Origin of the sequence: Streptomyces kurssanovii (genome assembly GCF_040677245.1) — a bacterium.
GTDB lineage: Bacteria > Actinomycetota > Actinomycetes > Streptomycetales > Streptomycetaceae > Streptomyces > Streptomyces kurssanovii.
Genome location: NZ_JBFAQK010000040.1, coordinates 1 through 22,073, shown reverse-complemented (window position 1 = coordinate 22,073; position 22,073 = coordinate 1). Strand labels below are relative to the sequence as shown.

Sequence of the window (22,073 nt, the reverse complement as noted above, 5' to 3'; positions counted from 1 at the left end):
ACGGCTTCTCAGCGTTTCGATGCGTCTTCACGCCGAATTCGTGACATTTAGTCAGGCGATCGCGTGATCAGTATGACAATCGCATCGGCTTGAAGGAGCCTCGCATGAGCACGACCGCAACTCTCCGCCCCCGCCGTGTCCGCACGGCGGCGGCCGCCCTTGCCGCCCTGGCCTACACCGGCGTGACGCTGGCGGTGGCGCCGGCGGCCTTCGCCGCCATCGGTGACAGCGGCGACATCAAGATCCACAAGGCCGGCGTCGAGCACTGGGACACCCGGGACGACATCAAGGGAGTCTGCAAGTTCAGCCTCAGCGCGTTCAACTTCGAGAGCCTGCCGCAGGTCACCTGGACCATCACCCCCCAGCCGCCCACGGCCGCCGGACCGACCCTGACGGACAGCCTCGTGCTGGTCGCCGGGCGGGGCCACACCGAGGAGTACGCACTCCCCGACGGTGACTACCTGCTCGCCTGGACGGTCCCGAGTGGTGTGCCGAAGCAGAAGGTCTTCGAGGTCGACTGCGAGAAGTACGGCGACAAGCACGGTGAGAAGAACAACGGGAACAAGGGCCCGGAGAACGACAAGGGCGGCACGATCTGGGAGAAGGACGACAAGGAAGGGCCCCACGGCGCGGTGCCCGCGGGCGGCGGTGGCATGGCCGGCGACGGCAGCGAGGGCACCGGGGACGACGGCTCGTCCGTCGCCGCGGCGACGGCGCTCGTCGCGGGCGCGGCCGGTGCGGCCGGGCTGGTCCTCGTCCGACGGGCCCGCCGCCGCGCCCATGGCGCCGCGTAACGTACCGAGTCGCCGACGCCGACGACGCGGACCCAGCCGTGCCTGCCGTCTGACCATCACGCTCAGCGTGACGGCCACCCTGGTCACCGGCGTCGTCCGGGGGTGTCAGGACCCACCCCCGGACGCGCCGCCGGTCACCGTCGCGGCGGACAGCCCGCTCGGCGCGAAGACGCCGGAGGCCGAAGAGGCCGACGAGAAGGCTGCCGGGCGGGACGAGCCGGCCGCGGCCGGTGGTCCCGCCGGTCACGGCGGATCGAACGTGATCGACCTGCCGCCGCTCACCGTCCGCTCCGCGGAACCGGCGAAGCCGGTGGCCCCTGTGCCGCCGCCGTCCCGTACGCCGGAGGCGGCGCCGGCGCCCCGGCCCACGGCGCCGGCCCCGACGCCCGTGGCGGCGCACGGAGAACTCGCGTTGCCGCCCTCCCCGGCCAGACAGCTCGCCATCCCGGCCATCATGATCGAGTCGCCCGTGATGGGGCTCGGTCTCGACGCCAAGGGTAGGCTCACCGCCCCTCCGGTGAACAACCCGCGTCTTGTCGGCTGGTACCAGAAGGGCCCCGCGCCCGGCGAGAAGGGCACCGCCCTGGTGGTCGGCCACCGCGACACCAAGACCGGCCCCGCCGTCTTCCTGAACCTCAACGCGCTGAAACCCGGTGACAAGGTCAACATCGCCCGGGCGGACCGGCGGACGGCCGTGTTCACCGTCGACAAGGTGCGCACCTACAAGAAGGAGGAATTCCCCGACGCGGAGGTCTACGGCCACACAGGACGGCCCGAACTGCGGCTGCTCACCTGCGGCGGCAGTTTCGACAAGAAGGCGGGCTACTCCGCCAACGTCGTCGTCTTCGCACACCTCACGGACGTCAGACAGGTGTGATCCGGTCATGGGCGCGCGGGGCCGGCCGGCGGTCGGCCCCGGCCCCGCGGCCGTGCGGCGCCCGGACCGCCGACGGACCTGCGGCCGGACCGCCGACGGGCCTGCGGCCGAGGGGAGTTGGGCGGAGGTCCACCGCTGGGAATCGGTCTTTTCCGGCCGTTCGGCGCTGCCGGTCTCGCATGGTGGACACATGCGTAACAAACGCCCCTCGCATCGTGCGCGATCCATTCCCTGACGGGACATAGTGGGCTAGCTTCTGGCGACGCAGCTGCCCCTTCTGATCCCGGGCGGGACCCTATGACTCGCGCCATCGCTCTGCACAACGTCAGCAAGAGATACGGCCGTGCGCCCCGCGCCGTCGACAACTTCTCCCTCGGTGTCCGACCGGGGGAGTTCCTCGTCCTGTTGGGCCCCTCCGGCTGCGGCAAGTCGACCGTGCTGCGGATGATCGCCGGACTGGAGGACATCACGGAGGGCGAGCTCCTGCTGGACGGCGAGTACGCCAACGACATCCCGCCGCGTGAACGCGACATGGCCATGGTCTTCCAGAACTTCGCGCTCTACCCGAGCATGACCAACCGGGAGAACATCGGCTTCCCTCTGAAGCTCGAGAACCCGCGGGCCGACCGCAACCCGCGGGTGGAGGCCACCGCCAGGATGCTCGGCATTGAGGACATCCTCGACCGCTTCCCCGCACAGCTCTCCGGCGGCGAACGCCAGCGCGTCGCGATGGGAAGGGCGATCTCCAGGCGGCCCTCGGTCTTCCTGATGGACGAGCCGCTCTCCAATCTCGACGCCAAACTCCGCAACCATCTGCGGGCCGAGATCGCCCGGCTGACCGCGGAATTGGGGGTGACCACGGTCTACGTCACGCACGACCAGGCGGAGGCCATGTCGCTCGGGGACCGGGTCGCCGTGATGCGCGGCGGAGTGCTCCAGCAGGTCAGCTCGCCGCGCGACACCTATGCCCTCCCGGCGAACGTCTTCGTCGCCGCATTCATCGGAACGCCCCGGATCAACCTGCTCCAGGCCGTCGTCCACGCGCCGCTGGACGGCCGGATGTCGATCGACCTGGGCCGGCAGCGGCTGCCGCTGCCCGAGCCCCTCAGTCCCGACCACCAGTTGCTGCGCATCCAGCAGGGCCGGCAGATCATCGTGGACCTGCGGTCGGAGGCCGCCCGCATCGCGCCGCCCAGCCAGGCCCGCCCGGGGGAGGTCGCGCTGACCGGGATCGTCGAGCACATGGAGTACCAGGGGCACGAGGCGCTGGTGCACTTCAACACCGGCTCCCGGCCCGCCGTGGTCGCCGACCTCGAGTCACCCCGTCCGCAGACCGCCGTGCGGCGGCGAAGAAACGCCGGCCCCGGAGTGCTGACCCGCCTCAAGGACCGGGCGATGGCTCAGGTCGCGGGGCCGGTGGCGGTGCTCGACGACCCGGTTCCCGAGCCCGCCCACGAGAGCCGGATCACCGCGCCGAGCGACCTCGTCGTCCGCACCGGCCCGGACCTCCGGCTGCGTGCCGGCGCGCAGGTGCCGCTGCTCGTCGACCTCGCCCACCTCTACGTCTTCGACCATCAGGGCCGCCGCATCTGCCCCGCGCCCATGGACGTTCCGGGCCTCGACGCCTGATTCCCTCCGCCACGACAAGTGGCCTCCAGCACGCCGGATGCCCCTGGCGCCGTAAAACTAACGGCGCTAGTTTGGGGCGCGGACACTACCGCGAGGCGTGGAGGAGAACGATGAAGGCCCACGACGGCATGTACATCGGCGGCCGGTGGCGGCCTGCCGCGGCACCGGAAACGATCGCGGTCATCGATCCCGCGGACGAGCAGGTCATCGCCCATGTCCCGGCCGGCACGGCGGAGGACGTCGACGCCGCCGTACGTGCCGCCCGCGCGGCCTTCCCGGGATGGGCGGCGACGCCGCCCGCCGAGCGTGCGCGGCACATCGCCGCCCTGCGCGACGAGCTCGGCCGGCGCGCGGAGGAGATCGCGGAGACGGTGACCGCCGAACTCGGCGCGCCGCCCGCCCTGGCGCTCGCGGTCCACGCGAGCCTGCCCGTCGCCGTCGCCGGCTCCTACGCGGAGCTCGCGGGCTCCTACGCGTTCGAGGAGAAGATCGGCACGTCCACCGTGCTGATGGAGCCGGTCGGCGTCGTCGGCGCGATCACGCCCTGGAACTACCCGCTGCACCAGATCGTCGCCAAGGTGGCACCGGCACTGGCGGCGGGCTGCACCGTGGTGCTCAAGCCGGCGGAGGACACCCCGCTGACCGCGCAGCTCTTCGCGGAGGCCGTCCATGAGGCGGGCATCCCCGCGGGCGTCTTCAACCTGGTCACCGGACTGGGTCCGGTGACCGGCCAGGCGCTCGCCGAGCACGAAGGCGTCGACCTGGTGTCCTTCACCGGATCGACCGCCGTGGGCCGGAAGATCGGCGCGACCGCGGGCGGCGCGATCAAGCGCGTCGCGCTGGAGCTTGGTGGCAAGTCCGCCAATGTGATCCTGCCGAGCGCCGACCTGGCCAAGGCGGTGAACGTCGGCATCGCCAACGTGATGTCCAACTCGGGCCAGACGTGCAGCGCGTGGACCCGGATGCTCGTGCACAAGGACCGGTACGAGGAGGCCGTCGAGCTCGCCGCGGCCGCCGTCGCCAAGTACGTCCCCGGCGAACGGGTCGGTCCGCTCGTCAACGCCAAGCAGCAGGAGCGGGTGCGGGGCTACATCGAGAAGGGCGTCGAAGAGGGCGCCCGGCTCGTGGCAGGCGGCCCCGAGGCGCCGCTCGAAGTCGGCTACTACGTCAGCCCCACCGTCTTCGCCGACGTCACCCCCGGCATGACCATCGCCCAGGAGGAGATCTTCGGGCCGGTCGTGTCGATCCTGAAGTACGAGGACGAGGACGACGCCCTCGCGATCGCCAACGGCACCGTGTACGGCCTCGCCGGCGCCGTCTGGGCCGGCGACGACTCCGAGGCGGTGGCCTTCGCCCGCCGTATGGACACCGGTCAGGTCGACATCAACGGCGGCCGCTTCAACCCGCTGGCGCCCTTCGGCGGCTACAAGCAGTCCGGCGTCGGCCGTGAACTCGGGCCGCACGGCCTCGCCGAGTACCTCCAGACCAAGTCCCTCCAGTTCTGAGCGGTAAGGAAACCATCGTGGTCCGTGCAGCCGTCCTGCCCTCCGTCGGCGCTCCCCTGGAGATCACCGAGATCTCCCTGCCGGAGCCCGGCCCCGGCCAGGTCCGGGTCAGGCTCGCCGCCGCCGGGGTGTGCCACTCCGATCTGTCCCTCTCCGACGGCACCATGCGGCTGCCCGTCCCGGCCGTCCTCGGCCACGAGGGCGCGGGCACCGTCCTGGCCGTCGGTGAGGGCGTCACCCATGTCGCACCCGGCGACGGCGTCGTCCTCAACTGGGCACCGGCCTGCGGCACTTGCCACGCCTGCTCGATCGGCGAGGTGTGGCTGTGCGACGACGCGCTGACCGGCGCGGGACGGGTGCACGCCGTAGCGGCCGACGGCACCGAACTCCATCCCGGCCTGAACGTGGGCGCGTTCGCGGAGGAGACGGTCGTCGCCGCGAACTGCGTGCTGCCCGTCCCCGACGGAGTGCCGCTGACGGACGCGGCCCTGCTGGGCTGCGCCGTCCTCACCGGCTACGGCGCCGTCCACCACTCCGCGCGGGTGCGCGAGGGTGAGTCCGTCGTGGTCTTCGGCGTCGGCGGGGTCGGGCTGGCCACGCTCCAGTCCGCCCGGATCGCCGGAGCGGGCCCGATCATCGCCGTCGACGTCTCCCCGGAGAAGGAGGAACTGGCGCGCGGCGCGGGCGCCACCGAGTACGTCGTCGCCTCCGACACCACGGCGCGGGAGATCCGGGCGCTGACGGGCAAGCGCGGCGCCGACGTGGCGATCGAGTGCGTCGGCCGCGCCTCGACGATCCGCGCCGCCTGGGACTCCACCCGCCGCGGCGGCCGCACCACGGTCGTCGGCATCGGCGGGAAGGACCAGCAGGTCACCTTCCACGCTCTCGAGCTGTTCCACTGGGGCCGTACGCTCTCCGGCTGCGTCTTCGGCAACTCCGACCCGGCCGCCGACCTGCCGGTCCTCGCGGAGCACATCCGCGCCGGCCGGCTGGATCTGAGCGCGCTGGTCACCGAGCAGATCGCCCTCGACGGCATCCCGGCGGCCTTCGAGAACATGCTCGCGGGCAAGGGCGGCCGGGCCCTGGTCGTCTTCTAGAGCCGCCCCGACGACACACCCCGGCCGCCGTCGCGGCCGGGGTGTCCGTGCTGCTCGAACGGCGCATCCGGCGGCCGGAGCCGCCCGGGAAACTTCACCCGCCCAACCCGTTGACCCCATACCCACCGGTCGGTACGGTCCCCGGAACTCCCCAGTGCCACCCCCCTTCTCCGACTCCGTCCCCGCATCCACCGGAGTGTGCACGTTCATGGACACCGCAGCTCAGCTCACGGACACCCCCGGCTCCACCCCCTCCGATCCCCGGCGGCGACGCGTCGCCACCGCCGCTGCCCTCGCCTCGGCCGTCGAGTGGTACGACTACTTCGTCTTCGGTATCGCGGCCGCCCTGGTCCTCGGTGACCTGTACTTCCCCGCCGGCAGCTCCTCCGCCGGTGTGCTGGCCGCCTTCGCCACCTTCGCGGTCGGCTTCCTCGCCCGCCCTGTGGGCGGCGTCATCGCCGGGCAGCTCGGCGACAAGCGGGGCCGCAAGCCGATGCTGGTCCTCGCGCTCACGCTGATGGGCCTCGCCACCGCCGGCATCGGCCTGCTCCCCACGTACGAGACGATCGGCATCGCCGCGCCGATACTCCTGGTCCTGCTCCGCATCGTGCAGGGCATCGCGGTCGGCGCCCAGTGGGGCGGCGCGATGCTGATGGCCACCGAGTACGCCCCCGAGGGCAAGCGCGGGCTCTACGGCAGCCTCGTCCAGCTCGGCGTGCCCATCGGTGTCGTCACCGCCAACACCGTGTTCCTGGTCGCGGGCTCCCTCACCAGCGAGTCGGCGTTCGCCGCCTGGGGCTGGCGGGTGCCGTTCTTCGTCGGCTTCCTCGTCCTCGGTCTCGCCTGGTACATCCACACCAAGGTCGAGGAGACGCCCGAGTTCCGTGCGGCGGAACGCGCTCTCGCCGAGAAGGAGAAGAGCGAGACCCGCAGCCCCCTGCGCACGATCCTGCGCGACCACCTCGGCACCGTGTTCCTGGCCGGCGGCTCGTTCGCCGTCAACACCGCGACGTTCTACATCATCATCACCGGCGTCCTGGACTACGCGACCCGCGAACTCGACATGAAGCGGAGCGCGGTGCTCGCGGTGTCCCTGGGCGTGAGCCTCACCCAGCTGGTGCTGATACCCGCCGCGGCGGCCCTGTCCGACCGCATCGGACGGCTGCGGATCTACGCGGCCGGCGCCATCGGCCTGCTGGTGTGGGCCGTGCCGATGTTCCTGCTGATCGACACGGCGTCGCTGCTCTGGCTCGGCGTCGGGACCTTCGTCACCAGCTGCTTCCTGAGCATCATGTACGGGCCCCAGGCGGCGCTCTTCGCCGAGCTGTTCACCGCGGAGATGCGCTACACCGGTGCGTCCCTCGGCTACCAGATCGCCGCCGTCTTCGGCGGCGGCCTGGCGCCGTTCATGATGGTCCTGCTGCTGGAGGCGACCGGCACGTCCATGGCGGTGTCCGGCTACATCATCGGCCTGGCCGTGATCGCGCTGATCTCCATCAAGATCCTCGCCTCCCGGGCGGCGAAGGCCACCGCCCCGGCGTCCCCGGCCCCGGCCGAGGCGCACACCGACTGACCGCCGCGCGGTCCGACCGGCCCCGGATCCGTCGCCGCACGAGGCGGCGGGCCCGGGGCCGGCGTCGTGCGGAGGGGTCAGGCGCGGGGCCCGGTGAATTCGCTGTCGGGGGCCGGCGCCCGGCCGCGGGAACGGGACACCGCCACACCCGCGAGGCACAGCGCCCCGCCGCAGAGGGTCAGCCAGCCCGGCACCTCGTCCAGCGCGAGCCAGGACATCAGCACCACCAGCGCCGGGACCGCGTACGTCGTCGCCCCCATACGGCCGGCGGTCGTACGGGCCAGTGCGTACGCCCATGTCGTGAACGCCAGCGCCGTGGGGAAGACGCCCAGGTAGACCATGTTGAGCGTCGCCGGGAGCGGGGCGTCCGAGGCTTCCGAGACCAGCTGCCCGGCGAACGGCAGGCACGCCACCGCACCCACCAGACAGCCGAACGTCGTCGCCTGGAGCGCGCTCGCGTGTGCCAGCGCCGGCTTCTGCGCCACCACGCCGCCCGCGTAGCCGACCGCCGCCAGCAGGCACAGCAGCACGCCCAGCGTCGAGGCCCCGCCCTCGCCGGACATCGACAGGCCCACGACCACGGCCCCCGCGAACGACACGGCCATCCCCGCCACCAGCCGCGGTCCCAGCCCCTCGCCCAGCAGCCGGGCGCCCAGCAGCGCGATGAGGATCGGGCCGATGTTCACCACCATCGCGGCCGTGCCCGCGTCGACCTGCTGCTCGCCCCAGTTGAGCACCACCATGTAGACGCCGAACCACAGCAGACCGGAGACGATGATCCCCGGCCAGGCGGCGCGCGGCGGCAGCCCCTCCCGCCGGATCAGCAGGACACAGCCCAGGGCGAGGGAGCCCGCGAGCAGCCGGCCGAGGGCGAGCGCGCCGGGGGAGTACGCCTCACCCGCGCTGCGGATGGAGACGAAGGCGGACGCCCAGAGCACGACGGTGACGGCGGCGGCGGCCAGGGCGGGCCACTTCGTGTGGCGGATGGGGTTCGTCATGCTGCGACCGTAGAGGCTCGACCTTTCGGCGTTCACCGCAATATCCCGGGCTCGATCCCGAGGAGCGTGTGCAGCGCCCGCTCGCCGTCGTCCGTCACCTTCACGGCCCGGTCGGAGCCGATGCGGACGCACCAGCCGGCGTCCAGGGCGTGGCCGCACAGCCGGGCGCCCGCGACGCCGGCGAGGTGCGGTCTGCGCTCCGTCCAGTCGAGGCAGCCCCGTACGAGCGGGCGGCGGCCCTTGGCCGTCAGGTCGATCCCCAGGTCACCGAACCAGCGGGTGCCGCGGTCGGTGAGCGCGAAACCGGCGTCCTGGGTGAGCAGTCCACGGGCGGTCATGGCCCCGGTGATCGTGATGCCGAGACGCCCTGCCAGATGGTCGTAGCAGGTCCGCCCGCGCGCCAGGGCTCCGGCGACGGTGGACTCGCGCAGGGACCGCGGCGCCGGGGGAGGTCCGGGCGACGCGTGCGCGGCGAGTTCCTCGACGAGGTGCGCCACCCGGTCGTCGGCGAGCCTGACGTACCGGTGCCTGCCCTGCCGTTCCTCCGACAGCAGCCCGCCCGCGACGAGCTTGCCGAGGTGCTCGCTCGCGGTCGACGGGGCGACCCCGCCGTGCCGGGCGAGCTCCCCGGCCGTCCAGGCCCGTCCGTCGAGGAGGGCGAGGGCGAAGCCCGCGCGGGTCTCGTCGGCGAGCAGCGCGGCGAAGGCGGCGAGGTCGCGGGAGGAGGTCATGCCTCCCAGGATGCGTCAGGGACGTTTCGGCGTGGACCGAAGGGTGGCGCCGTGCCGGACGGTCCCGTACTGGAGCGCCAGGCCGTCGAGCAGGGCCTCGAGTCCCGTCTCGAACGCCCCTTGGTCCACCTGTTCCTGCCGGTCCGCCAGCAGGTGGGCCTGGCCCAGGTGCGGGTAGTCGGCCGGGTCGTAGGCCGTCGCGTCGTCGACGAAGCCGCGGGCGAAGGAGCCGAGCGCGGAACCGGTGATGAAGTAGCGCATCAGCGCGCCGATGCGGGTCGCCTGGGCGGGTGGCCAGCCGGCGCGGACCATCGCGCCGAAGACGGCGTCGGCCACCTTGAGGCCGGCCGGACGGCGGCCGGGTCCGCGGGCGAGGACGGGCACGGTGTTGGGGTGGGCGCTCAGGGCGGCGCGGTAGGAGACGGCCCAGTCGTGCAGGGCGGTGCGCCAGTCGCGGTCGTCGTCCTCGTCGAACATCGACAGGTCGACACGGGCGCTGACCGCGTCGGCGACCGCGTCGAGGATCTCGTCCTTGTTGCGGAAGTGGTTGTAGAGGGAGGGGCCGCTGACGCCGAGCTCCGCGGCGAGCCGGCGGGTGGAGACCGCGTCGAGCCCCTCCGCGTCCACGAGCGCGCTCGCCGTCTCGACGATGCGTTCTCTGCTGAGGAGGGGCTTGCGCGGGCGGGCCATGCGGCACATAGTAGGCCCTGCAGAAATAAACTAGCAGTGATAGTTAAAGTGGGGTGCCCGCAATGAACCTGGAGCTCGACGAGGAGCAGACGGCCGTCCGGCAGCTGGCGAAGGACTTCGTGGACCGTGAGATCACCCCGCACGTCGTGGAGTGGGACCGCGCGGAGAGCGTCGAGCGGGGCATCGTCAAGAAGCTGGGCGCGCTCGGCTTCCTCGGCCTCACGATCGACGAGGAGTACGGCGGCTCCGGCGGCGACCACCTCGCCTACTGCCTGGTGACCGAGGAGCTCGGCCGCGGTGACTCCTCCGTGCGCGGCATCGTCTCCGTCTCCCTCGGTCTGGTCGCCAAGACCGTCGCCGCCCACGGGACCGAGGAGCAGAAGCGCGAGTGGCTGCCCCGGCTCACGTCCGGCGAAGCCCTCGGCTGCTTCGGCCTCACGGAGCCGGGCACCGGCTCCGACGCGGGGAACCTGATCACCCGGGCCGTCGCCGACGGCGGCGACTACGTGATCAACGGCTCCAAGATGTTCATCACCAACGGCACCTGGGCGGACGTGGTGCTGCTGTTCGCCAGGACCAACGACACGCCCGGCCACAAGGGCGTGTCCGCCTTCCTCGTCCCCACGGACACCCCCGGGCTCACCCGCCGCACCGTCCACGGAAAGCTGGGGCTGCGCGGCCAGGCCACCGCCGAGCTGGTGCTCGAGGACGTCCGGGTGCCGGCGTCCGCCATGCTCGGCGCGGAGGGCAAGGGCTTCTCCATCGCCATGTCCGCACTCGCCAAGGGCCGGATGTCGGTCGCCGCCGGCTGCGTCGGGATCGCGCAGGCGGCCCTCGACGCGGCGGTCGGATACGCCAAGGAGCGCGAGCAGTTCGGCAAGCCCATCGCGCACTACCAGCTGGTGCAGGAGCTGCTCAGTGACATAGCCGTCGACGTGGACGCCGCCCGGCTGCTGACGTGGCGGGTCGCCGACCTGATCGACCGGGGGGAGCAGTTCGCCACCGCCGCCTCCCAGGCCAAGCTGTTCGCCTCCGAGGCCGCCGTGCGCTGTGCCAACAACGCCCTCCAGGTCTTCGGCGGTTACGGCTACATCGACGAGTACCCCGTCGGCAAGCTGGTGCGCGACGCCCGCGTGATGACCCTGTACGAGGGCACCAGCCAGATCCAGAAGCTGATCATCGGCCGCGCGCTGACCGGGATCTCCGCCTTCTGACCACCCTTCGCCCGGGTCGACGACGGGCCGGACCGCTTCCGGGAGCACCGGGCCGGCCTCCGGGAGCCGCTCGCGGACCACGATCCGTCCCGGAAGCCGTGGTCAGGCTCTAAGCGCTTGCTCACCGTCGGGGTATGGTGTTCGTCCTGTGCCACGAAAGGGGCGAACGAGCGATGAGTGCGGCGGACGAGACGGCGGACCGGGCGGCCGGCGGGGAGCAGCCGTGGGACGAGGTCACACCCGAGGCGGCCAGGAAACTGCTCATCGCCGCAGTCGAGGCCTTCGCGGAGCGCGGTTACCACGCGACCACCACCCGGGACATCGCCGGCCGCGCCGGCATGAGCCCGGCGGCGCTCTACATCCACTACAAGACCAAGGAAGAGCTGCTCCACCGGATCAGCCGCATCGGGCACGACAAGGCCCTCGACATCCTTGACGCCGCCTACGCCGGCGCGGGCACGCCCACCGACCGGCTCGCCGACGCCGTGCGCTCGTTCGTCCGCTGGCACGCCGGCCGGCACACCACCGCCCGCGTGGTGCAGTACGAACTCGAAGCGCTCAGCGAGACCCACCGCACCGAGATCATCGGCCTGCGCAGGCAGAGCGACGCCGTGGTGCGCCGCATCCTCGAAGAGGGCGTGGAGGCCGGCGAGTTCGACGTGCCGGACGTGCCCGGGACCGCCGTCGCCGTGCTGTCGCTCTGCATCGACGTGGCGCGCTGGTTCAACACCCGGGGCCGCCGCACGCCCGACGAGGTCGGCGCGCTCTACGCCGACCTCGTCCTGCGCATGGTGAGCGCTCAGAAGAAGTAACGCGACAGCGACTCCGCCACGCACACCGGCTTGTCGCCGCCCTCGCGCTCGACGGTGACGAGGGCGGTCACCTGGACGCCCCCGCTGCCCGCCTCGTCGACGCTCTGCAGCACCGCGGTGGCCCGCAGCCGCGAGCCCACGGGCACGGGAGCGGGGAAACGGACCTTGTTGGTGCCGTAGTTGATGCCCATCTTCATGCCCTCGACCCGGAGCACCTGGGGCACCAGGGCGGGCAGCAGCGACAGCGTCAGATAGCCGTGGGCGATCGTCGTGCCGAACGGGCCGCTCGCGGCACGCTCGGGGTCCACGTGGATCCACTGGTGGTCGCCGGTGGCGTCGGCGAAGAGATCGATCCGCTTCTGGTCGACCTCGAGCCAGTCGCTGTGTCCCAGCTGCTCGCCCACCCCTTGGCGCAGCTCCTCGGGGGAAGTGAAGATCCTCGGCTCTGCCATGTCCTGGTGCCTGCCTCTCGACCGTTGTGACACTCATGTCTAAGCGCTTGCTCAGCATGGTTGGGTGGGCGCCCTCCTGTCAACGACGGACCAGTAGGCTTCGAGGAGTGCCACAGATTCCAGAGAAGATCCACGAGCTCACGGTCGGCCAGCTCTCGGCGCGCAGCGGAGCCGCCGTGTCCGCCCTGCACTTCTACGAGTCCAAGGGCCTCATCAGCAGCCGCCGCACCAGCGGGAACCAGCGCCGCTACAGCAGGGACGCGCTGCGCCGGGTCGCCTTCGTGCGCGCCGCCCAGCGCGTCGGCATCCCGCTCGCCACGATCAGGGACGCCCTCGCGGAGCTGCCGGAGGAGCGGACGCCCGACCGTGACGACTGGGCCCGGCTCTCCCGCGCCTGGCGCGGCGAACTCGACGAGCGCATCAAGCAGCTCAGCCGGCTCCGCGACCATCTGACCGACTGCATCGGCTGCGGCTGCCTCTCGCTGCAGACCTGCGTGCTGTCCAACCCGGACGACGTCTTCGGTGAGCAGCTCACCGGTTCACGGCTGCTGCCGGAGCGGCGCCGCGCCGGCGACGGGACCTGACCGGGGACGCCGACGGGCCCGGTCCCCCCGGACCGGGCCCGCCAGCGCCGCGCGCGTACTCGCGCGCCGGGCGGAGTCACTCGAACTCCGTACCGCCCTTGCGGGTCAGGTACGCCGGGCTGACCGCCTTCGCGATCGCCCGCCCGCCGGTGACCGGGCTGTACCGCTCCACCACGGGCCGGACGACGACGCCCTCCCTCAGGTGCAGTCGGCGGCCCGACACCGTCTCACGGCCGTTCGCCAGCTCCAGCACCGTGTCCACGTCGTACGGGCCCTTGAACAGCCGTGGTACCACCGGCAGTTCACCGCCGAGGACGGCCGCCGCGTCCAGCCAGTGGACCTCGCCGTCGATCTCCGCCGAGATGTCGAACACCGCATAGCCCGGCCCGGCCTCCGCCCTGGCGTTCTTGCCGTACCCGAGGTCCTGCACCCCGGCGCCGTACACCTCGGCGAACAGCCCCACCCGGCTCGCGCCCAGCCTTTCGGCAAGGCGTGCGGCGATCTTGGGCACACCGTTCCCGAGGACCGCGCGCCAGTACAGGTTGGTCCGGTCCTCCTTGAGCGCCAGGCCCTTGGCGCCGAAGCCCTTGGACGAGACCTGCACCCGTCCGCCGTCCGCCGTGCTGTAGGTCGTCAGACATGCGGTGCCGTGCAGCTTCTCGGTGATCACGACGGGCTCGCCCGGCTCGAAGATGCCCGGATAGCGCTGCAGATTCTCGATGTCCACCCACGGCAGCAGGCCGGGAGCCGCCTCGATCTCGCCACTCATCCTGGACGGTACCGGCGGCGCCCACTTGGTGATCGAGAGCAGCTCCGCGAAGTCCGTGCCGTCCGCGGCCGCCCGCACCAGATCGACGTCGGCGAGCGCCCGGGGCCGGCACACGATTCCCTGCGAGAGCTCGCCCCGCAGCCGCACCGCCTTGACCCGGTCGCCCTCGCCGCCCGCCAGACGCCCCGTCAGGCCCAGCTCCTCGATGAGCGCCGCCGGGAGCACCGCCTGCTCGGGGATGTAGAGCGCGGCGTCACCGGTGCGATAGACGCCCTTCGCGACGACGGCCCGGTACAGGCCCACCTGGGCCAGTTCCAGGGCGTCGGCGTTCGGATGCTCGTGAACGGTCAGCAGTTCGGCGGTGACCCGCAGCGTCGACATCTCATGGCTCCTCGGTGGTGGTTCTCATCACCGCCAACTCTGGGGCGGCCCAATCCCAGTGGCCCACCGGTTTTCCACCCTGGTAGCGTCGCGCCCTTCGGCGGGCGGGAGCCGCGACCGGAGTATTCGACAGGACGTGGCGCACATGCCCTCACCGGCACTCGACGCGGCGGTGGACCGCATACGGACGGTCTTCGCGGGCAGCACCAGCCCCATGGAGACGGGCTGCGGCATGTGCCATCTGCCCGAGGAGACGGCGTTGCTGCGAACGCCGGACGTGGAACTGCCCGACGACGTGCTGTGGATGTTCGCCCACGAGGTGCCGAACCACTTCGACGACCATCCGGCGGTGATGCGCCGGATCCTGCCGCAGCTGGCGGGCCGGCTGGCGACGGGCCGGTTCGCCGGTCTCGACGCCTACGAGCTGACCGGCCTCGGCCGCTCGGGCTGGCACACCTGGCCTGCCGAACAGGCCTGCGCCGTAAGAGCGTTCCTCGAGGCGTGGTGGGCGGACACGGTCACCTCCGAGGCACCCCCGTACCCGGTGCACGAGGTGTTCGAGTCGTGCGTGACGGCGGGCTCCACCGTGACGCCGTATCTGGCCGTGTGGGCCGGGCAGCCGCTCGGCGGACCGGCGGACCGGCATCTGTCCGATTGCCTCGACCGGTGGATCGACGATCTGATCGGGGATCTCACGTCGCCCCTCTTCAGCTGGTGGTCCGACCCCTACCGCGACGAGCCCCTCGCGGAGCTCCAGGCGTGGCTGGTCGAGCACGCGCCCCCGCGACTGCGTGCCGTCGGCGCCGACCCGCTGCTCGTGTTCAAGACCGGGCTGCTGGCCCTGCCGTACGACGAGCGCTGGACCGAGGAGGTGTGGGCCGCGGCGCCGGGCTCCTGAGCCCGGCGGGTTCCGGCCCCCGTACCGGAACCCCCGCGTCTCAGGCGACGGACGCGAGCTCGCGCCGACCGGCCCGCTTCGCCGCGGAGACGGCTTCCGCCGTCAGCACGGGCTGGGGGACGACGATGCCGCAGCCGGTGCAGACCGGACCGGACCACGGTTCGTGCTCCAGCTGCTGCCGCCACACGATGTGCGTGTCCGAGCACACCGGGCAGGCCGTCCCCGGCTCCGCCTCCAGGGCGCCGATCAGGCGGCGCAGCACCTCGGCGAGCGGCGCCGACGGGTGTTCCGTCGGGGTGTCGCAACGGGCCACACCGTTGCCGCCCCAGGTCCTGCGGTGCCAGTCGTCGATGTGTCCGGGCCGCCGCAGCCCGTCGTGCTTCTCCCGTTTGCGGCGGTCCGCGAAGTTGTCCTCGTAGGCGAGCCAGACGGCCCGCGCCTCTTCCAGTTCCTCGAGCGCGGCCACCAGCCGCGCCGGATCCGGGGCCCTGTCCTCCGGGTCGATACGGTGCCGGCCGCACAGGTGGTCCCATGTGGCGCGGTGCCCGTACGGGGCGAAGCGTTCCAAACATTTGCGCAGTGAGTAGCGCCGCAGCGCCAGGTCACACCGTGGGTCACGCACCTGTCTCGCGAGACTCCGGAAACCGGCCATCGCAAGTCCACCTCCGTCGCTGGTACATCGGCGTTGAAGAATGGACGTAGGAGTGCCCGTTTCGGCTCCATCGAAAAGAGAAACGTGCCGGTTCGGCCGGATCACGTCCCTGGCGCGGCGCCCCCGATCCGTCCCGCCGTCAGCACCACCCGTGCCAGTTCCTCGTGACAGATGTCGCCGTGCGCGCCCGTCGGCGGCCGGCCGTGGCGCACCACGGCGGAGGCGTCGACGCTGACGCAGCCCGCGGCCGGCACCCCGCCGCGCAGGGCCTCGTCCAGCGTCAGCCGTGGCGTGTCCGCGACGCCCTGGATGCCGTCGTGTCCCATCGCCCACCACCGGGGGTCCGTCCCCGCCGCGGCGTGCGTGTCGCCGGCCAGACTGGACGCCAGCGGATAGAACACCCCGAGCGCGGTGTCGTGCCGTGAATGGCACGCCACCACCGGTCCGTCGACCAGCTGCTCGAAGCCGCCCAGCACCCCGCGGCGGTACGGCGCGTGAGGCAGGCCGGTGGCGAACGCGTAGTGGGAGAAGGCCGCCTGGAGCAGCGTCACCGACTTCACGTTGCACGCCCCCTCCGGCAGCCCGCGCAGGGCGAAGGCGACCAGCCTCGCGCCGTGACCGTGGCCGACGAGATGCACCCGTACCCGGGGCGCGGAGCGGGACAGCCGTCCCAGCAGCGGACCGAGACCCAGTTCGCCGACCGTGCCGGCCCGCCGTTTCATCGCGTAGTACGTCGTCTGCCGCAGCAGCTCCCTCGCGCCCCGCCAGGCAGGCCCAGCCGCGCCGTCCGGCGCGTGGACGCCGAGTGCCGCCGCAAGACGCCGGCAGAGCGTGAGGGTGTCCTCGTACAGGACGGCCGGGGGGCTCTGCTCGTCCCGCGGCAGGTCCTCGGCGAAGCCCGCCTCCAGCCCGCCCGGCGGGACCGCAGCCAACTGCCGTGCCAGCATGCCGAACTCGGCGAAGGCCGCCCGGGAGTCCGGCTGTTCCCCGAGAAGCCACGCCAGCCGCGCGACGGTCGCCGTGTGTCCGGGGAACAGACCGGTGAGCAGCTCGCGCGTCGCGCCGTCCAGGCCGGTGCCCTGCGCCGGCACGTCGTCCGCCAACTCCGAGCCGGGGAACGGCTCGTCGGGGAACCGCATCGAGGGCCACAGCACGCCGGCGTACCCGACCTGGGTGCCCGGCCTTCCGCCCGCCAGTTTGGGGAAGGGCGCGAAGAACGCCGAGTGCAGCCGGCGGGCCAGCGCGGGGGAGTTGTTCCAGCCATGCGCGAAGACGACGAGATCGGTGACGTCCAGCCCGGCGAGCGTGTCGTACGGTCCGCCGCCCGGGTCGCCGTCCGCGTCGAAGCAGATCTCCCGGTACGGCTGCACACTCATGCCCGCCATGGCCCGCCCCTCCCCTTGCGCTGCGCTGCTGGCCCAGCATCCTGCGCAAGAGGAGAAACGGCCATACCCCGCGAGAGGTCGGAGACGGTCGGCCGCGGTGACGCGGCGCATCCCCCCTCACGCCGGTGGGGATGCCCCCACCGGCCTCTTCGCGGCGGGCGCGGTGTGCGAGGGGGCGCCGGTGCCGGTCGGGCGGCGGACGCTCAGTAGCGCAGGTACCGCTTCCGTACGGCCCTGAACGCGGCGAGGTCGTCCTGCCAGGCGCCGACGACCTCGTCGGTGTCCGCGCCCGCGTCGATCAGGGTGCGCACGCGGGTGGAACCGGTCAGCTTGTCGATCCAGTTGTCGGAGCGCCAGGCGAAGCCGCTCCAGCTCCGCTTCGCCGTCACCAGCAGGCCGATGCCCGCGCGGACCGGGTCGAAGGACTTGCGGTCGTGGACGTGGAGCTGCACGCCGCCGACGGTCTTGCCCTGCCACTTGGAGAAGGTGGGCGCGAAGTACGCCTCACGGAAGCGGACGCCGGGCAGACCGAGACCGTTGGCCGCCTCCGCCCAGGCCGGGCCGATGCCCTCCGCGCCCAGCAGCTCGAAGGGGCGGGTGGTGCCGCGGCCCTCCGAGAGGTTCGTGCCCTCGAACAGGCAGGTGCCGGAGTAGACCAGCGCCGTCTCCGGGGTGGGCATGTTGGGGCTGGGCGGGACCCAGGGCAGGCCCGTGTCGTCGAAGAAGTCGCCCCGCCGCCACCCCGACATCCGTACGATGTCGAGCTCGACGGGCCGGGACAGGAACTCGCCGTTGAACAGCAGCGCCAGTTCGGCGACGGTCATGCCGTGCGCCTGCGAGATCGGTTCCCGGCCCACGAACGTCGCGAACGCCTTGTCGAGCACCGGCCCGAGCGCCGCCCTGCCGGTGACCGGGTTCGGCCGGTCGAGGACGACGAAACGCTTGCCGGAGAGGGCCGCCGCCTGCATGCAGTCGAACAGCGTCCAGATGTACGTGTAGAAGCGGGCGCCCGCGTCCTGGATGTCGAAGACGACGGTGTCGACGCCGGAGGCCGTGAAGATGTCGGCGAGCGGCTGTCCGCTCTTGAGGTACGTGTCGTAGACGGGCAGCCCGGTCGCCGGGTCGTCGTAGCGGCCCTCGGAGCCGCCCGCCTGCGCGGTGCCGCGGAAGCCGTGCTCGGGACCGAAGACCGCGACGAGGTCCACGCGGTCGTCGGCGTGCATCACGTCCACGATGTGGCGTACGTCGCGGGCGATGCCCGTGGGGTTGGTGACCATGCCGACGCGCTGCCCGGACAGTGCCGCGTACCCGTCGGCCGCCAGGCGTTCGAAACCGGTGTGGACCCGGCCGCGGCCCTGCGCGGCGGCGGGTGTGGGGGCGGCGGCGAGTGCCCCCACCGCGCCGCCCGCGACCAGCAAACCCCGTCTGGACAGGCTCATCGAGCTACCTCCGTGATCGCCGTGTGTCATGACCACTGCACGCTAGCGCTCATGTCGGCCCCGGGGAACGACCCCGGCATGTGCTTGTGCCCCCTTCCGAAGTGACATACCGACTGGTTAGTCTGCGCGCACGGGACCTGTGCAGGGAAAGGCGGAGCTGATGAGTACGGTGCAGGGCGCTGGGGTTGTGGTCACGGGCGCGGGCGGAGGCATCGGAGCCGCACTGGCACGCCGCTTCGCCGCGGAAGGCGCCAAGGTCGTCGTCAACGACATCGACGCGGGCAAGGCCAAGACCGTCGCCGACGAGATCGGCGCCGTCGCCGTACCCGGCGACGCCTCACAGATCGTCGAGGAGGCCCGTGACGCCCTCGGCGGTGTCGTGGACGTCTACTGCGCCAACGCGGGGCTCGCCTCCGGCGGCGACGCCTTCGCCGACGAGGACGTATGGGCCGCGGCCTGGGACGTCAACGTGATGGCCCACGTCCGCGCGAGCAGGATCCTGCTCCCCGACTGGCTCGAGCGGGGCGCCGGACGCTTCGTGTCCACCGTGTCCGCCGCCGGGCTCCTCACCATGATCGGCGCGGCGCCCTACAGCGTCAGCAAGCACGGCGCCCTCGCCTACGCCGAGTGGCTCTCCCTCACCTACCGGCACCGCGGCCTCAAGGTCCACGCCATCTGCCCCCAGGGCGTACGGACCGACATGCTGACCGCCAGTGGCAGCGCCGGTGAACTCGTCCTCACCCCGACCGCGATCGAGCCCGAGGACGTCGCCGACTCCCTCTTCACGGCCATGGCGGAGGACCGCTTCCTCGTCCTGCCGCACGCGGAGGTCGCCGACTACTACGCGGCCCGCGCGACGCAGAACGACCGCTGGCTGGCCGGCATGAGCCACCTCCAGCAGAAGTGGGAGGAGGCCCGCCGATGAGCTCGATCTACGCCGCCAAGCCCTGGCTCTCCCAGCTCAGCGACGGCCAGCGGGCACCGATCGACCCGCCCGCGACCGTGCTGCACTCCTTCCGCGCCGCCGTCGGCCGAGCCCCCGGGCACACCGCGCTCGCCTACTTCGACGGTCGCCTGAGCTACCGCGAGACCGACGACCTGTCCGACTCCGTCGCCGGGCACCTCGCCGCCCGTGGGATCTCCCGCGGCGACCGGGTCGCGATCATGCTCCAGAACACACCGCACTTCGTGATCGCCCTGCTCGGCGCGTGGAAGGCCGGGGCCACCGTCGTCCCCCTCAACCCGATGTACAAGTCGGGCGAGGTCGCCCACGTCCTCGCCGACGCCGAGGTGAGCGCGCTGATCTGCTCGGACCGCGCCTGGGAGGGACACCTGCGCGACTGCGCCGCCGCCTCGCCGGTACGCGTGGCCCTCACCGCCTGCGAACTCGACCTGCAGACGCGGAACGACGAACGGGTCCTCGGCTTCGAGCGCACCGCGCCCGCCGACGACGCGGACGACCTCCTCGCCGTCGCACGCCAGGGCCTGCCCGCACCCGCCGACCGCGAACTCACGGCCACGGACGTCGCGCTGATCAGCTACACGTCCGGCACCAGCGGCACCCCCAAGGGCGCCATGAACCTGCACGGCGGCATCACCTACAACGCGGAACGCCAGCGCACCGGCCACCCCGTGCCCGAAGGCGCCTGCTACTTCGTGCTCGCGCCGCTGTTCCACATCACCGGCATGGTCTGCCAGCTCGCCGCCTGCGTCGCCAACGCGGGCACCCTGGCACTCGCCTACCGCTTCGAGGCCGGTGTCGTGCTCGACGCGTTCCTCGAGCACCGCCCCGCGTACACCGTCGGGCCCTCGACCGCCTTCATGGCGCTCGGCGCCCACCCCTCCGCCACCCCGGAGCACTTCGAGTCCTTCGAGGTCATCTCCTCCGGTGGGGCGCCCGTGCCGCCCGCGCTCGTCGAGAAGTTCAGAGCCGGCTTCGGCCCCTACATCCGCAACGGCTACGGACTCACCGAGTGCACCGCCCCCTGCGCGTCCGTACCCCCGGAGAAGGAGGCCCCCGTCGACCCGGCCTCCGGCACCCTCTCCGTCGGACTCCCCGGCCCCGACACGGTCGTCCGCATCATCGACGACAAGGGCGAGGACGTGCCCTTCGGCGAGCAGGGCGAGATCGCGGTGTCCGGCCCGCAGGTGGTGCCCGGCTACTGGCGGCTCCCCGAGGCCACCGCGGAAGCCTTCCCCGACGGCGAACTGCGCACCGGCGACATCGGCTTCATGGACGCGGACGGCTGGCTCTACGTCGTCGACCGCAAGAAGGACATGATCAACGCCTCCGGCTTCAAGGTCTGGCCGCGCGAGGTCGAGGACGTCCTCTACACCCACCCCGCCGTCCGCGAGGCGGCCGTCGTGGGCATCCCCGACGCCTACCGCGGGGAGAGCGTCAAGGCGTTCGTCAGTCTGCGGCCCGGGGCGGCGGCGGAACCGGAGGAGATCTCCGCGTACTGCGCCGAGCGGCTGGCCGCCTACAAGTACCCGCGCGAAGTCGAGATCCTGCCGGAGCTCCCGAAGACGACAAGTGGGAAGATCCTCAGGCGAGAACTGCGTTCCCCGGCTTAGCAGCCGGCCGAGGGCGGCACAAGACACATCGGAGACAGAAAGAAAGGCGGGTGGCGGCAATGGCCAGGACGACGGACGGGGACGGCACCCCCGTCCCGCAGAGGCTGCTGGCCGCCGCCACCCGCCTCTTCGCCGAACGCGGCTACGACCGCACATCGGTGCAGGAGATCGTGGAGGCGGCCGGCGTCACCAAGGGGGCGCTCTACCACTACTTCGGTTCGAAGGAGGACCTCCTCCACGAGGTCTACGCCCGCGTGCTCCGCGTCCAGCAGCAACGCCTCGACGCGTACGCGGACGCCGACGAGCCCGTCGAGACCCGGCTGCGCGGGGCGGCGGCGGACGTCGTCGTCACCACGATCGAGAACCTCGACGACGCGGACATCTTCTTCCGCTCCATGCACCACCTGAGCCCGGAGAAGCACAAACAGGTCCGCGCGGAACGCCGCCGCTACCACGAGCGCTTCCGCGCGCTGGTGGAGGAGGGGCAGCAGGACGGCGTCTTCTCCTCGGCCACCCCGGCGGACCTGGTGGTCGACTACCACTTCGGCTCGATCCACCACCTGTCGACCTGGTACCGCCCGGACGGCCCCCTCACGAAGCAACAGGTCGCGGACCACCTGGCGGACATGCTCCTGAGAGCGCTGCGGCCGTAGCGGCCCGCGTGTCCGCTGCGCGGGGCGTGGTGCGTGGGGCCGGCGTGACCGTGGCGCGGGACGTGTCTGCTGTGCGGGGCGTGGTGCGTGGGGCCGGCGTGCCCGCTGCGGGGGACTTGCCCGCTGTGCGGGGCGTGGTGCCTGAAGCCGACGTGCCCGCGGCGCGGGACGTGTCCGCTGTGCGGGGCGTGGTGCCCGGGTCGGCGCGACCGTGGTGCGGGGTATGACGCCTGCGGTGGACTGTTGCCCGCTGCGAGGGGCTTGTCCCCTCCCCGCCCCTTCCCGAAACCGGGCTCCGCCCGGACCCGTACCGCGCTCCGCGCGGTGCCCTCAAGCGCCGGGCGGGCTGACTTTGTCAGCCCCGCC

The 22,073-nt window shown here is 72.2% G+C and carries 21 protein-coding genes; 13 read left to right on the top strand and 8 right to left on the bottom strand.

Features of this window, described 5'->3' with window-relative positions; all coding sequences use genetic code 11:
* The first annotated feature begins 104 nt into the window (after nt 1–104).
* The 6 genes from AB0K36_RS24320 to AB0K36_RS24295 all read left to right on the top strand — a co-directional run bounded on the left by AB0K36_RS24320 (nt 105) and on the right by AB0K36_RS24295 (nt 7,475).
* A complete protein-coding gene (locus AB0K36_RS24320) occupies nt 105–794 on the top strand; it encodes a hypothetical protein (RefSeq protein ID WP_364598054.1) in 690 nt (229 codons plus the stop codon).
* A gap of 259 nt (nt 795–1,053) precedes the next feature.
* On the top strand, nt 1,054–1,671 hold the full coding sequence (locus AB0K36_RS24315) for a class F sortase (protein WP_494517679.1): 618 nt from the start codon (nt 1,054–1,056) through the stop codon (nt 1,669–1,671).
* A 297-nt stretch (nt 1,672–1,968) separates the two neighbouring features.
* The gene (locus AB0K36_RS24310; protein WP_364598049.1) at nt 1,969–3,300 is read left to right on the top strand and encodes an ABC transporter ATP-binding protein; all 1,332 of its coding nucleotides are present in this window, start codon (nt 1,969–1,971) and stop codon (nt 3,298–3,300) included.
* A 110-nt stretch (nt 3,301–3,410) separates the two neighbouring features.
* A complete protein-coding gene (locus AB0K36_RS24305; protein WP_364598047.1) occupies nt 3,411–4,805 on the top strand; it encodes an aldehyde dehydrogenase family protein in 1,395 nt (464 codons plus the stop codon).
* Between the two features lie 17 nt (nt 4,806–4,822).
* The gene (locus AB0K36_RS24300; protein ID WP_364598045.1) at nt 4,823–5,902 is read left to right on the top strand and encodes a Zn-dependent alcohol dehydrogenase; all 1,080 of its coding nucleotides are present in this window, start codon (nt 4,823–4,825) and stop codon (nt 5,900–5,902) included.
* A gap of 208 nt (nt 5,903–6,110) precedes the next feature.
* Nucleotides 6,111–7,475 (top strand): MFS transporter, encoded by a 1,365-nt coding sequence (locus AB0K36_RS24295; RefSeq protein WP_364598043.1) that lies wholly within the window; start codon nt 6,111–6,113, stop codon nt 7,473–7,475.
* 77 nt (nt 7,476–7,552) lie between these two features.
* Here AB0K36_RS24295 and AB0K36_RS24290 read toward each other — a convergent pair whose 3' ends face one another.
* Genes AB0K36_RS24290 through AB0K36_RS24280 form a run of 3 tightly spaced genes read right to left on the bottom strand, consistent with a single transcriptional unit; the run spans nt 7,553 to nt 9,894 of the window.
* The gene (locus AB0K36_RS24290; protein WP_364598040.1) at nt 7,553–8,473 is read right to left on the bottom strand and encodes a DMT family transporter; all 921 of its coding nucleotides are present in this window, start codon (nt 8,471–8,473) and stop codon (nt 7,553–7,555) included.
* A 32-nt stretch (nt 8,474–8,505) separates the two neighbouring features.
* Nucleotides 8,506–9,204 (bottom strand): ArsR/SmtB family transcription factor, encoded by a 699-nt coding sequence (locus tag AB0K36_RS24285; protein WP_364598038.1) that lies wholly within the window; start codon nt 9,202–9,204, stop codon nt 8,506–8,508.
* 15 nt (nt 9,205–9,219) lie between these two features.
* Nucleotides 9,220–9,894, bottom strand: coding sequence for a TetR/AcrR family transcriptional regulator (locus AB0K36_RS24280; protein WP_364598035.1), 675 nt, complete (start codon nt 9,892–9,894; stop codon nt 9,220–9,222).
* Between the two features lie 62 nt (nt 9,895–9,956).
* Here AB0K36_RS24280 and AB0K36_RS24275 point away from each other — a divergent pair, with 62 nt between their 5' ends.
* Both AB0K36_RS24275 and AB0K36_RS24270 read left to right on the top strand, forming a co-directional pair.
* Nucleotides 9,957–11,108: an acyl-CoA dehydrogenase family protein gene (locus AB0K36_RS24275; RefSeq protein ID WP_364598032.1), complete on the top strand. Its 1,152-nt coding sequence runs from the start codon at nt 9,957–9,959 to the stop codon at nt 11,106–11,108.
* Between the two features lie 173 nt (nt 11,109–11,281).
* Nucleotides 11,282–11,920 carry a TetR/AcrR family transcriptional regulator gene (locus AB0K36_RS24270; RefSeq protein WP_189473471.1) on the top strand — a complete coding sequence of 213 codons (639 nt, stop codon included), beginning with the start codon at nt 11,282–11,284 and terminating at the stop codon, nt 11,918–11,920.
* Here AB0K36_RS24270 and AB0K36_RS24265 read toward each other — a convergent pair.
* Nucleotides 11,908–12,372 (bottom strand): MaoC family dehydratase, encoded by a 465-nt coding sequence (locus tag AB0K36_RS24265; protein WP_364598029.1) that lies wholly within the window; start codon nt 12,370–12,372, stop codon nt 11,908–11,910. The two genes, AB0K36_RS24270 and AB0K36_RS24265, sit on opposite strands and share 13 nt — an antisense overlap.
* A 107-nt stretch (nt 12,373–12,479) precedes the next feature.
* Here AB0K36_RS24265 and soxR point away from each other — a divergent pair, with 107 nt between their 5' ends.
* Nucleotides 12,480–12,956 carry a redox-sensitive transcriptional activator SoxR gene (soxR, locus tag AB0K36_RS24260; protein ID WP_364598026.1) on the top strand — a complete coding sequence of 159 codons (477 nt, stop codon included), beginning with the start codon at nt 12,480–12,482 and terminating at the stop codon, nt 12,954–12,956.
* Nucleotides 12,957–13,032: 76 nt separating this feature from the next.
* On the opposite strand, the gene AB0K36_RS24255 is transcribed toward soxR, so the two are convergent.
* Nucleotides 13,033–14,106, bottom strand: coding sequence for an RNA ligase (ATP) (locus AB0K36_RS24255; protein ID WP_364598023.1), 1,074 nt, complete (start codon nt 14,104–14,106; stop codon nt 13,033–13,035).
* A gap of 145 nt (nt 14,107–14,251) precedes the next feature.
* Between AB0K36_RS24255 and AB0K36_RS24250 the strand changes: the two genes are divergently transcribed.
* Nucleotides 14,252–15,004 carry a hypothetical protein gene (locus AB0K36_RS24250; protein ID WP_364598021.1) on the top strand — a complete coding sequence of 251 codons (753 nt, stop codon included), beginning with the start codon at nt 14,252–14,254 and terminating at the stop codon, nt 15,002–15,004.
* Between the two features lie 40 nt (nt 15,005–15,044).
* On the opposite strand, the gene AB0K36_RS24245 is transcribed toward AB0K36_RS24250, so the two are convergent.
* The 3 genes from AB0K36_RS24245 to AB0K36_RS24235 all read right to left on the bottom strand — a co-directional run bounded on the left by AB0K36_RS24245 (nt 15,045) and on the right by AB0K36_RS24235 (nt 18,480).
* Nucleotides 15,045–15,656 (bottom strand): hypothetical protein, encoded by a 612-nt coding sequence (locus AB0K36_RS24245; protein ID WP_364598019.1) that lies wholly within the window; start codon nt 15,654–15,656, stop codon nt 15,045–15,047.
* Between the two features lie 101 nt (nt 15,657–15,757).
* On the bottom strand, nt 15,758–17,041 hold the full coding sequence (locus AB0K36_RS24240) for a serine-threonine protein kinase (protein WP_364598016.1): 1,284 nt from the start codon (nt 17,039–17,041) through the stop codon (nt 15,758–15,760).
* Between the two features lie 203 nt (nt 17,042–17,244).
* Nucleotides 17,245–18,480 (bottom strand): exo-beta-N-acetylmuramidase NamZ family protein, encoded by a 1,236-nt coding sequence (locus AB0K36_RS24235; protein WP_364598013.1) that lies wholly within the window; start codon nt 18,478–18,480, stop codon nt 17,245–17,247.
* 160 nt (nt 18,481–18,640) lie between these two features.
* Between AB0K36_RS24235 and AB0K36_RS24230 the strand changes: the two genes are divergently transcribed.
* From AB0K36_RS24230 to AB0K36_RS24220, 3 genes are read left to right on the top strand one after another with little or no spacing between them, the layout of a single operon-like run.
* Complete coding sequence (locus AB0K36_RS24230; RefSeq protein WP_364598010.1) at nt 18,641–19,405, top strand: SDR family oxidoreductase; 765 nt, start codon at nt 18,641–18,643, stop codon at nt 19,403–19,405.
* Complete coding sequence (locus AB0K36_RS24225; RefSeq protein WP_364598007.1) at nt 19,402–21,054, top strand: class I adenylate-forming enzyme family protein; 1,653 nt, start codon at nt 19,402–19,404, stop codon at nt 21,052–21,054. The genes AB0K36_RS24230 and AB0K36_RS24225 overlap by 4 nt, the downstream gene beginning before the upstream one ends.
* Nucleotides 21,055–21,113: 59 nt before the next feature.
* Nucleotides 21,114–21,707 (top strand): TetR/AcrR family transcriptional regulator, encoded by a 594-nt coding sequence (locus AB0K36_RS24220; RefSeq protein ID WP_364598004.1) that lies wholly within the window; start codon nt 21,114–21,116, stop codon nt 21,705–21,707.
* Nucleotides 21,708–22,073: the final 366 nt, after the last annotated feature.

What these genes read in the sequence shown, in the direction of transcription:
- AB0K36_RS24235 (WP_364598013.1), bottom strand. Translation starts at nt 18,480, where the DNA reads ATGAGCCTGTCCAGACGGGGTTTGCTGGTCGCGGGCGGCGCGGTGGGG.
- AB0K36_RS24230 (WP_364598010.1), top strand. Translation starts at nt 18,641, where the DNA reads ATGAGTACGGTGCAGGGCGCTGGGGTTGTGGTCACGGGCGCGGGCGGA.
- AB0K36_RS24290 (WP_364598040.1), bottom strand. Translation starts at nt 8,473, where the DNA reads ATGACGAACCCCATCCGCCACACGAAGTGGCCCGCCCTGGCCGCCGCC.
- AB0K36_RS24265 (WP_364598029.1), bottom strand. Translation starts at nt 12,372, where the DNA reads ATGGCAGAGCCGAGGATCTTCACTTCCCCCGAGGAGCTGCGCCAAGGG.
- AB0K36_RS24245 (WP_364598019.1), bottom strand. Translation starts at nt 15,656, where the DNA reads ATGGCCGGTTTCCGGAGTCTCGCGAGACAGGTGCGTGACCCACGGTGT.
- AB0K36_RS24320 (WP_364598054.1), top strand. Translation starts at nt 105, where the DNA reads ATGAGCACGACCGCAACTCTCCGCCCCCGCCGTGTCCGCACGGCGGCG.
- AB0K36_RS24285 (WP_364598038.1), bottom strand. Translation starts at nt 9,204, where the DNA reads ATGACCTCCTCCCGCGACCTCGCCGCCTTCGCCGCGCTGCTCGCCGAC.
- AB0K36_RS24270 (WP_189473471.1), top strand. Translation starts at nt 11,282, where the DNA reads ATGAGTGCGGCGGACGAGACGGCGGACCGGGCGGCCGGCGGGGAGCAG.
- AB0K36_RS24295 (WP_364598043.1), top strand. Translation starts at nt 6,111, where the DNA reads ATGGACACCGCAGCTCAGCTCACGGACACCCCCGGCTCCACCCCCTCC.
- AB0K36_RS24305 (WP_364598047.1), top strand. Translation starts at nt 3,411, where the DNA reads ATGAAGGCCCACGACGGCATGTACATCGGCGGCCGGTGGCGGCCTGCC.
- AB0K36_RS24225 (WP_364598007.1), top strand. Translation starts at nt 19,402, where the DNA reads ATGAGCTCGATCTACGCCGCCAAGCCCTGGCTCTCCCAGCTCAGCGAC.
- AB0K36_RS24280 (WP_364598035.1), bottom strand. Translation starts at nt 9,894, where the DNA reads ATGGCCCGCCCGCGCAAGCCCCTCCTCAGCAGAGAACGCATCGTCGAG.
- AB0K36_RS24255 (WP_364598023.1), bottom strand. Translation starts at nt 14,106, where the DNA reads ATGTCGACGCTGCGGGTCACCGCCGAACTGCTGACCGTTCACGAGCAT.
- AB0K36_RS24240 (WP_364598016.1), bottom strand. Translation starts at nt 17,041, where the DNA reads ATGGCGGGCATGAGTGTGCAGCCGTACCGGGAGATCTGCTTCGACGCG.
- AB0K36_RS24275 (WP_364598032.1), top strand. Translation starts at nt 9,957, where the DNA reads ATGAACCTGGAGCTCGACGAGGAGCAGACGGCCGTCCGGCAGCTGGCG.
- AB0K36_RS24310 (WP_364598049.1), top strand. Translation starts at nt 1,969, where the DNA reads ATGACTCGCGCCATCGCTCTGCACAACGTCAGCAAGAGATACGGCCGT.
- AB0K36_RS24250 (WP_364598021.1), top strand. Translation starts at nt 14,252, where the DNA reads ATGCCCTCACCGGCACTCGACGCGGCGGTGGACCGCATACGGACGGTC.
- AB0K36_RS24220 (WP_364598004.1), top strand. Translation starts at nt 21,114, where the DNA reads ATGGCCAGGACGACGGACGGGGACGGCACCCCCGTCCCGCAGAGGCTG.